The sequence below is a fragment of the Sulfurimonas sp. genome (genome assembly GCF_026991475.1).
Classification (GTDB): Bacteria; Campylobacterota; Campylobacteria; order Campylobacterales; family Sulfurimonadaceae; genus Sulfurimonas.
Genome location: NZ_JALXBK010000115.1, coordinates 25,307 through 34,934, shown reverse-complemented (window position 1 = coordinate 34,934; position 9,628 = coordinate 25,307). Strand labels below are relative to the sequence as shown.

12 protein-coding genes are annotated in these 9,628 nt (G+C 35.5%); 8 read left to right on the top strand and 4 right to left on the bottom strand.

The genetic code is table 11. The features are described from left to right. Positions 1-109: 109 nt before the first annotated feature. Both MV589_RS10020 and serB read right to left on the bottom strand, forming a co-directional pair. Positions 110-415 (bottom strand): hypothetical protein, encoded by a 306-nt coding sequence (locus MV589_RS10020; RefSeq protein ID WP_297434467.1) that lies wholly within the window; start codon positions 413-415, stop codon positions 110-112. 8 nt (positions 416-423) lie between these two features. Continuing rightward, positions 424-1,080, bottom strand: coding sequence for a phosphoserine phosphatase SerB (gene serB / locus MV589_RS10015; protein ID WP_297434471.1), 657 nt, complete (start codon positions 1,078-1,080; stop codon positions 424-426). Between the two features lie 21 nt (positions 1,081-1,101). Here serB and MV589_RS10010 point away from each other — a divergent pair, with 21 nt between their 5' ends. Further along, positions 1,102-2,013, top strand: a complete 912-nt coding sequence (locus MV589_RS10010; protein WP_297434464.1) for a methylenetetrahydrofolate reductase — start codon at positions 1,102-1,104, stop codon at positions 2,011-2,013. On the opposite strand, the gene MV589_RS10005 is transcribed toward MV589_RS10010, so the two are convergent. Beyond that, complete coding sequence (locus MV589_RS10005; RefSeq protein WP_297434462.1) at positions 2,010-3,764, bottom strand: HD domain-containing phosphohydrolase; 1,755 nt, start codon at positions 3,762-3,764, stop codon at positions 2,010-2,012. The genes MV589_RS10010 and MV589_RS10005 overlap by 4 nt on opposite strands. Positions 3,765-3,856: 92 nt before the next feature. Here MV589_RS10005 and modA point away from each other — a divergent pair, with 92 nt between their 5' ends. The 3 genes from modA to MV589_RS09990 are packed head-to-tail and all read left to right on the top strand — an operon-like array spanning position 3,857 to position 6,133. Then, on the top strand, positions 3,857-4,645 hold the full coding sequence (modA, locus tag MV589_RS10000; protein WP_297434461.1) for a molybdate ABC transporter substrate-binding protein: 789 nt from the start codon (positions 3,857-3,859) through the stop codon (positions 4,643-4,645). Between the two features lie 38 nt (positions 4,646-4,683). Then, entirely contained in the window at positions 4,684-5,934 is a 1,251-nt protein-coding gene (gene serS / locus MV589_RS09995; protein WP_297434459.1) for a serine--tRNA ligase, read from the top strand. A 4-nt stretch (positions 5,935-5,938) separates the two neighbouring features. Continuing rightward, a complete protein-coding gene (locus MV589_RS09990) occupies positions 5,939-6,133 on the top strand; it encodes a YwbE family protein (RefSeq protein WP_297434457.1) in 195 nt (64 codons plus the stop codon). Here the strand turns inward: MV589_RS09990 and MV589_RS09985 are convergent, their stop codons facing one another. Then, positions 6,134-6,283, bottom strand: coding sequence for a hypothetical protein (locus tag MV589_RS09985; protein ID WP_297434455.1), 150 nt, complete (start codon positions 6,281-6,283; stop codon positions 6,134-6,136). A gap of 149 nt (positions 6,284-6,432) precedes the next feature. Between MV589_RS09985 and MV589_RS09980 the strand changes: the two genes are divergently transcribed. The 4 genes from MV589_RS09980 (at position 6,433) to MV589_RS09965 (ending at position 9,520) form a co-directional block, all read left to right on the top strand. Further along, positions 6,433-6,951 carry a hypothetical protein gene (locus tag MV589_RS09980; protein WP_297434453.1) on the top strand — a complete coding sequence of 173 codons (519 nt, stop codon included), beginning with the start codon at positions 6,433-6,435 and terminating at the stop codon, positions 6,949-6,951. 68 nt (positions 6,952-7,019) lie between these two features. Beyond that, positions 7,020-7,862 carry a porin family protein gene (locus MV589_RS09975; RefSeq protein WP_297434452.1) on the top strand — a complete coding sequence of 281 codons (843 nt, stop codon included), beginning with the start codon at positions 7,020-7,022 and terminating at the stop codon, positions 7,860-7,862. Then, the gene (locus MV589_RS09970; protein WP_367271603.1) at positions 7,855-8,490 is read left to right on the top strand and encodes a response regulator transcription factor; all 636 of its coding nucleotides are present in this window, start codon (positions 7,855-7,857) and stop codon (positions 8,488-8,490) included. Before MV589_RS09975 ends, MV589_RS09970 begins: the two co-directional genes overlap by 8 nt. Next, positions 8,477-9,520, top strand: coding sequence for a sensor histidine kinase (locus tag MV589_RS09965; RefSeq protein ID WP_297434450.1), 1,044 nt, complete (start codon positions 8,477-8,479; stop codon positions 9,518-9,520). The genes MV589_RS09970 and MV589_RS09965 overlap by 14 nt, the downstream gene beginning before the upstream one ends. Positions 9,521-9,628: the final 108 nt, after the last annotated feature.

Below are 9,628 nucleotides of genomic sequence, written 5' to 3'. Positions count from 1 at the left end.
CGGAACTGGTCACTTACCATCTCACAACTTGCCATCTTTTTCGATGGCAGGTTGGATGATGCTTTAGATTTATGATACAATTTTAGGAATTATCCGATGCTGACACAGATTATTGAACACTACCAAATGCAAGTCTAGTTTTATCTTGTATAAGTTTTTTATAAAGTTTAAATTTCGCTTTTTCTAGTGCTTCATCATCATAATCAAACTCACTTTTAATCACCTCAGAATCAAGACCTGCCGTATCCATAGCAAAAAGTTTGAGCTCTTTTTTTGTAAGCTTTGCTTTTAAAACACTATATAAATCTTTATCATCTTCCATTAAATCCAAACTATCCATCTTACAAAACTCTGCAAGTTTTTCTCTAAAGTTATTCTCATCGTGGTATTGTCTCCACACTGTATTTTTCAACATATTTATCCTTATATTTTTTCTAATATCAAAGAGAGATTTTTCTCTTTAATGATGATGTTGGCTTCACGCTCTAAAATCTCTCTTGCACAAAACGCAACTCGTGTCCCAGCATGCGCAAACATAGAAAGGTCATTTGCACCATCGCCACAAACAAGTGTCTCTTCTTTACTTACACCTAAAACATTCTGCAAACGTACTAGCATATCGCCTTTTGAGAAATTAAACATCATATCTCCACCGACAAGTCCTGTAAGCTTTCCATCTTTTTCATGTAAGACATTTGAAAAGTCTGCATCATAGCCCAATATATCTTTTGCATAAGAAGTAGCAGTACGAAAACCTCCGCTAAAACATACAACAGTCATACCCTGACTTTTAAGCGCGGCAATAGTCTCTTTTGCTCCAGCCATATATGGTAAAGAGTGGGAAATTTTTTCAACTACTGAATAATCAAGCCCTTTTAAAAGCCCTACTCTTTGCTGCAAAGACTCAAAAAAATCAAGTCTCCCACTCATAGCCTCTTCAGTAATCCGCGCAACCTCTTCACCTATTCCTAATTCATCCGCAAAGAAGTCAATAGTTTCACCATCCATTAATGTCGAATCAAAGTCAAATACCGCAAGTTTTAGCATAAATTTTCTCTCTTTTGTATATAATGTCGAAATTATAGCGAAATAGGACTTTTTTTGTTTGATACACTGATAAACAAGTTAAAAAACGATACATATATTACACTTGAGACGACCCCTGGACACTCTGCAACTTTCACGCCTACTATTGATAAAATAGCAGCACTTGGACTTAATGAAATGGTAGACGGATTCTCTACAACAGATAATCCTCTGGCAAAATTGAAGTTTAATGCGCTCTTTGGAGCTAAGTTACTCCAAGAGAGATTTCATAAGCCAGTCATTGCAACTATGAGTATGCGTGACCGCAATAAAATAGCACTCCAATCTGACCTACTTGGTGCAAATGAATTTGATATTCGCACTATTTTAGCGCTTACTGGAGACCCTGCAACCATAAGTGATCAGCCAAACGCAAAGGGTGTCTTTGAAGCTGATTCATCGCTGCTTTTGGACATCATCGCTGCGTTTAACTCTGGAATGGATTATGCAGCAAAACCTTTTGCCGAAGCACCTAAGCATATCTACCCTTTTGCTGTAGTGAACTCCTATGCAAAAAATCCAAAAACGCTCCAAAAAAAAATACAAAAGAAGATAAAACATGGTGCAGTTGGTATTATAACCCAACCTGTTTATGATGTAGAAAATGCAAAACAACTTTTAGAGCTTAAAGAAGAAGCAAACAGTGCTTGCTGCTCTGAAAATAAAAGTGCAGAGCTTATTTTAGGAGTTTTCCCCATCACAAAACTCCGTACCGCACAGTTTTTAGCTTCTCATGTACCAGGCATCAATGTTCCACCATGTTGGATAGACAAACTCCGTAAAGCAAATCTACAAGGTGTCGATGAAGAGTATAAAGTAGGGTTTGAACTTAGTAAAAAACTCTTTGAAGAGCTCAAAGAACTCCACCCAAAAATCCACCTTATGACAGCAAATCAATTTAACATAGCAAAAGATATACTCGTTTAGCCTTTACGCCTTATAAGGGCTTCGATGTCACTAAGCATTTTTATATCTTCAGTTCTCATATCAGAATGCTTTACAGAAATTGAAACACCACTCCCCTCTAAAACCTCATTTAACACATCTAAATGTTTGCTTAAATCAAAATGCTCAGAGTTTAAAACTATAAAACTATCTCCAAAAACTCGAAAAACAAGTTCACTTTTATTTATATTGACTAAAACCTGTGCAAACTTTTTAAGAAGTTTATCGCCCTCATTCCAACCATGTTTTTTATTGTATTGATTAAAATTATGCAACGAAACTGCACTGAGACAATGCATATTAAACTCATCAGTATGGTTATATGCCAACACAAATTCTAGGTAATCTTTGTTATAGACATCAGTTACCTGATCTTTATAAAAGTAAGAAAAACGCTCTTTTTCTATTTTACTTTTTGGCTGCTGTGATATTTCCATCTCGACAGATATATCTTTTAGGGCAACTAATGCCGCTCTTACAACCTCAGAGTAAAACTGTTTTCCTGCCAAATGCTGCATCTCACTAAGTGCTACAGAGACATCTTTTCTCGTCTTATAAATTCTATTGGTCGTCATTGCGTCAAAAGAGTCTGCAACAGTCATAATCTGAGACAGCATAGGAATTTCATCTCCCTTAAGGCCTTGCGGATAGCCGCTTCCATCATAGTGTTCATGGTGATGCCTTACAATCTCTGCAATATCTTTATAAATATCAACACCACTTAAGAGTTCATAACTCACAACAACATGCTCTTTAATAATTTCATACTCTAAAGGAGTTAAGCGCCCCGGCTTTAGTAAAATAGAATCTGGTGTAGAAATTTTTCCAATATCATGAAGCATACAAGCACGATACAAATCGTCAAGTTTATCTTCATTATAACCCATTTGCTCAGCTATAAGTACAGAGTATTTTGCAACCCTTTTAGAGTGTCCAGCTGTGTAGCTGTCCCTTTTTTCTATGATATTTACAAGAGAAAATATATGCTGTTCATAATCTTTTATTTTATCTTCTAAAAGCTCTTTTGCTCTTTTTTTACCATAAAATATAACACCTAAGCCAAGTAGATATATAAAAAGTAAAGCAGCTGTCTCTTCAAAAGAGTGTTTAAATGCTTCAGCATAATAAGGTTTCAGAGGAATAGAAACAGAGACACCCCCTCGAATGTCACCCTCTTTATAACCTTGAAAAGCATGGCATTTCAGACACGACTTTTTCGTCACTAATGGTCTAAGGTAACGGAAGTACTCTTCACCACCCATATCTTCTTTAGTTGAGTAGGATTTTCTTGTAATTTCTGCCTCTTCAAGCACCTTCTTTTCCCATGCATCAGGCTTATTCTTTGGGTTTATAAGTACTAAACTTGTAGTATGACCTTTTATTCCATAAAGCTTTGTGTAATCATGCATCATTTGGGAAAGTGTATATGCAGGATTCATAAGTGTTAAATGTTGTCCAGCAGTTGTACAAACATCACGATTTTTTATATATGAAAGATAAGGATTGGGAGGTGTACTTTTTGTTATGGGAACATAAATACCGCCATGTGAAGCAATCCAAGAGCGGTATGCCAAATCTTTTTTTACACTTACAATGGCTTCAGTTTTTACAAGAGAGTCTGCATAACCATAGTTATTTTTTACATTTACTAAAACAGCACCCAAAACTATAATAGTCCAAATAAATATAATAATATAAATCACCCGGTTTATAAATTTTACTTTATATCTCATCCCTCTGTCCCAATCTCACTTTATAACATTATAGCAATATTAAATATACTTACGCTAAAATTATTCAAGAATTTGACTTTAAAGAAAAACAAATGTGCAAAAAACTTATATTATTATTTTTTTTACTCCTACAAATAAGTACTTTATCAGCAGATAAAAATGTAACAAAAGCCTATGTAAGACCGGCTTTTATCTTGGCATCGAGTAATTTAGAATTTGTTTTTCCTCAAATAATACAAGCATTTTATAAAAAATATCCAAATGCCTCAGTACATATACAATACGACTCTTCGGGCTATTCAGCAGATGCCATTTTACATGGTAAAGAGTACGACATATATTTCTCAGCAAACAAACGCTATCCAGCACAAATTTATAAGCTAAAAAAAAGTGCCACAAAACCAATAGACTATACACAAGGATTGCTTATACTTTTTGTACCAAAATATCTTCCTCTTCAAAAAGAAGGAATCAAAGTGCTCGCATCAAAAAAAATAAAAAACATTACAATAGCAAACAAGAAAACCGCTCCTTATGGTGTAGCTGCAATGCAAGTACTAAAAAATTCAAAATGCGATATGAAAACACTTAAAAAAGTACGCTACTCTTCAGATGTTGCAACCGCTATAGATAATGTTATTTGGAGAGGAGATGCTGGATTTTTATCAAAATCGGCTCTATATATTCTTCCAAAAGGGAGAAAAAAAGAGGGAATAGACTGGATACAAATCGACACAAAGCTCTATAACCATATTATTCAAGCTTATGTTGTATCAAAAGAGGGACTTAAAAATCCAAATGCACAAAAATTTCTCCGATTTATCCACTCAAATACAGGGAAAAAAATCTTTCAAGACAACGGATATATAAATTTGCTATAATCACGTTAATTATTTAAGTAATACTGATTAGGAAAATTATGATTGATTTAAAACTACTCCAAAAAGAGTTTGATACTGTTAGCAAAAAACTGATGCGTAAAGGCGTTGATGAGAAACTACTTGAAAAAGTAAAAGTAAAATTTGAAGAGCTCAAAGAGGCAAAAGTAAATTTTGAATCACTCCAAGCTGCACAAAATGCTATGAGTAAAGAGTTTGGTGTTTACAAGCGTGAGGGCAAAGACATCTCAGAGCTTAAAGCAAAAGTAGATGAAAACAAAATCCACATTGCAGATGCACTCGAAGTGCAAAGACTCCGCCAAGAGGAGCTTGAAAAAATTGCAATGGCAATTCCTAACATTCCAGATGATGATGTTCCAGACGGTGAAGATGAAGAGTCTAATGTTGAGCTCGGTCGTGTGCTTACTCCAAAAGAGTTTTCATTTACACCAAAAGAGCATTGGGAACTTGCAGAACAAAACGGCTGGATAGATTTCGAGCGTGGTGTCAAACTCGCAGGAAGTCGTTTTAGTGTTGCTTACGATATGGGTGCAAAACTTGAACGCGCACTCATCAACTTTATGCTCAATTACAATGCAAAAAAAGGCTACACAGAAGTAAGTGTGCCACACATTGTAAACAGAAAAGCACTCGAAGGCACTGGGCAACTTCCAAAATTTGAAGACGATCTTTATAAGATAGAGGGACAAGAACTTTTTCTTATTCCTACTGCGGAAGTCCCTTTGACAAACCTATTTCAAGATGAGATAATTCCAGCAGATAATCTTCCAATTAAAATGACAGGCTACACATCTTGTTATAGAAAAGAAGCAGGTGCAGCAGGACGTGATACACGCGGTATCATCCGTCAGCATCAGTTTCATAAAGTAGAGCTTGTCTGCATCACAAAACCAGAAGAGAGTGAAGCAGTATTTGACGATATGGTAAACACTGCTTCAGAAATTTTAACGGCACTTGAGCTTCCACACCGTTTAGTAAACTTATGTACGGGAGATCTTGGTTTTGGTGCAGCGCACACGACAGACATCGAAGTATGGCTTCCAGGACAAAATACTTACCGTGAGATAAGTTCCATATCCAACACAAGAGATTTCCAAGCCAGACGTGCAAAAATCCGCTACAAAAACGGAAAGAAAAATGAACTTGTAAATACACTCAATGGAAGCTCATTAGCCGTTGGTCGTACCATCGTTGCCATTATGGAAAACTACCAAAACGAGGATGGAAGTATTAGCATTCCTGAAGTTTTAAAACCATATATGGGAATGTAAACAAATGCTTGATGGGAAAAAACGCTCTAATCTAAAGCATGGAATGAGCGTTGCCATAGTGCTAAAAAAAGACCAAGATACAGGGTATTTGACCGATGGCATCGTTCGTGACATTCTTACAAAATCACCCACACATCCACATGGCATCAAAGTACGTTTAATGAGTGGGGAAGTTGGGCGTGTTCAAGAGATATACTAGCTAGCACCTTGAACAGGCAACGACCTTTGGAAGAGTTTCAAACTCCTCTTGCAAATCTTCTAACAAGCAGTTGAGAATTTTATTTTGCGTTAGACTGTATATCATCCACTTTCCACTCTGCTTTGTTTGTACAAGCTCTGCTTCACGCATCAGTTTCAAATGACGTGAAACAAGTGGCTGAAAAAACTGCTAACACTCCGCTTACACTCTTATGTGATAATACCACTATCAAAACAAGGAAGTCGCTTCAAAAAGCGAAAACTTTCAGGTTTGAAAATTAAAAACATAAAGGATTCAAAATGAATTTCGCAAAAATCACATTATCAGTAGCTCTTCTTGGAGCATTAACTTTAGGTATGGCAGATGATACTGCAACACAGTCAAATAACACTAACTCAGGTATTGATGCTCAAATCACAAAAATTCAAAATGCACCTGCACAAGAGCGTGTACAACTTATGAACCAGTTTAAAGAACAACTTGCAAATATGAATGTACAAGAGCGCACAGACGCTATTGCTCAAATGCAAGAGAAAATGCAAGGGCAAGCACAAAGCAATATGAAAGCAGGTCAAGATATGGGCGAGGAAATGCATAAAAATGCTCAAGATACAAAAGATCACGCACAAGAAATGGGTGAAGATATGCATCAAATGACAGAAGATATGATTCAGGAGCATCAAGCTCATGCTATGCAACACATGGATCAAACTCAAAGAACAAACCAAATGCAAGCTGGAGATCATATGAATCATATAGATCAAATGGAACATCAAAATAATCAAACTCAAAATAACGATTTTAGTAATCGTCATTAATAACATAGTATAATCACTTTTTAGAGTGGTTATGCAACTCAAACTTCCAATTTTTTCAGGAGAAATAAATGAATAAAATCTTACTTATACTAATGACTTTTGGTCTTCTATCTAGCGGACTCTTTGCTTATTCTGATTCAGATATGGATGGAGTAGCTAATAGTGTTGACAAATGTCCAAACACACCCTTAACAGATTTAGTAGATATTAATGGATGTAGTATTAAAAAACTCTCTGTTAAAAAAGCATCAAAAGGACATGCTGATGTAATCATCGGTGCAAACTTTTCAGATTCAAATTATGCTACGCTCAATCAAACAGACACTTATTCAGGTTCTTTGCAAATGGACTATTACTATGGTAATTTTTCACTACAAGCATCTACTTCTTATTATAAGACTACAACAAAAAATTCATCTGATGAAGATGGATTAAACGACTCTTTTATTGGAGCCGCTTATAATTTCAGACCTATCAGAAACTTATCGCTGCGTTTAGGTGCAGGAGCATTACTACCAACATACCAAACATCACTTAATAATAACAATACAGACTACACAGGTTCGGCAAGTCTTAGTTATACAGTAGCTAAAATAAATATTTTTGGCGGTTACAGTTACACTATGATTAATGATGATGATGTTAATACTACTAACACTAACTATATTTATCAAGATACAAATGCATATAGTGCTGGTTTAGGTTACTATTTTACAAATAAACTCTATATGAGTGGCGCATATAATCTCTCAAATAGTATTTACAAAGGTGTAGAAGATATACAAACAGCATCTCTTTATGGATATTATTCTATAGATAAAAGCCGATTTTTAATTTTATCTTATGCTTATGGTCTAAGTGATTCAGCAAGTGATAATGCTCTTTCTCTCAAGGTAGGTTACTATTTTTAATATCCTTTTACTCGAAGATGATTATGAACTAGCAGAGACACTCCAAGAGTTGCTTGAGATGCATGAGTACAAGGTAACACTTGTGCATAATGGCAATGATGCAGTAGATACAAGTTATGATAATAAGTATGATTTGTATGTTTTTGACATCAATGTCCCTGATATGAATGGTATAGAACTGCTAGAGAGTCTCAGAAATGCAGATGACAATACTCCTACCATTTTTATTAGTGCACTTGTGGACTTAAATACCATTGCAAAAGGGTTTGAAGTAGGCGCGGATGATTACATAAAAAAACCTTTTTTTCCCGAGGAACTGCTCATACGCGTTAAAGCTAAACTCTCACAGGTCAGCAAAGATATAGAGTACAAAAATCTACGCTACTCGCCACAGAAAAAAGAGCTGCATAAAGATGGACAAATCGTTCCTCTTGGTGAGGTCCAAGAGTGTCTATGCGATATTTTTATGCAAAACATTGGCAATGTCCTCGATAAAACTATTTTGATGGAATGTCTTGTAAATCCATCTGACTCTGCGCTTCGCGTAGCCTTAAGTAAATTCAAACACATTACTGGACTTCCTGTAAAAAATATTCGAGGTGTGGGGTACATTCTTGAAAAAAGTTGAACAAGAATCACTTCTTAAAAGTTTTTTTCTCTTCTTCTTTTCCCAGTCACTACTCATTGGGGCCCTCTTTTTTATCAACTACCAAAAAGAGGTGCAAACACTTGACGAACAGATATTTTCACAAATGCGTATCTGTAGTTTTAATCTGCAGTGTAAAGAGTATGGCATAGATTTTGTACAAAAAAATGGGCATGAACTCTACAAGCTTTACAAAAAGCAGGATGAACTTACTTCCTACTTTACCATTCCCAATTCAAAAAAGAATTACCTCAAAATTTATCTTAAAAAGAGCCTCTATGCTGCAAAAATAAGTAAGATTAAACGCAGCCTTTTGTTACAGTTTTTACTGCTTGAATTTATCATTGCCCTGCTCTCCTTTGGCTTTGCACTCTATGCACTCTCTCCACTGCGCAATGCGCTGCGTTTAACTGAAGAGTTCATCAAAGATATTTTACACGACTTTAACACCCCTCTCTCTACTTTGCGTTTAAATATCTCAATGCTCAAAAGTAAATTTGGCGAAACATCACAGATAAAACGCATAGAAAACAGTGTAGCCAACATCTTAAATCTTCAATCAAACTTGCGTTCTTACCTAAACTCTCATGCCTCACAAAAAGAAGAATTTGAGCTCTATGATTTTTTACAAGAGAGAGTAAATCTTATAAGCAGTAACTACAAGAGCATTCACTTTAGTGTTGAGACCATGAATGTGAAACTCTTTACGAACAAAGATGCCTTTAGCAGAATTGTAGATAACCTACTCTCAAACGCAGCTAAGTACAATAAAAAAAATGGCACAGTAAATATTCGCTATAAAGAGAATAATCTTCTTATACAAGACAGCGGTAAAGGCATCAAAAATCCCAAACGAGTCTTTGAGCGTTTTTACAAAGAGCAAGAGCGTGGCATCGGCATAGGACTGCATATTGTCAAAAAACTTTGTGAAGAGTTAAAAATAAAAATCTCAGTTGAGAGTCAAATAGACAAGGGAACAATCTTTTACTTAAACCTTACTCCACTAATATAGCTCTTTGAGCTTTAAACAGTTATTACTCGAGAGGTTTACCTTAAATTAGATTATTGTAAAAGTGCCTAATAAAATTGTATTACAAGCTTACTTTGGTAAAATTACAAG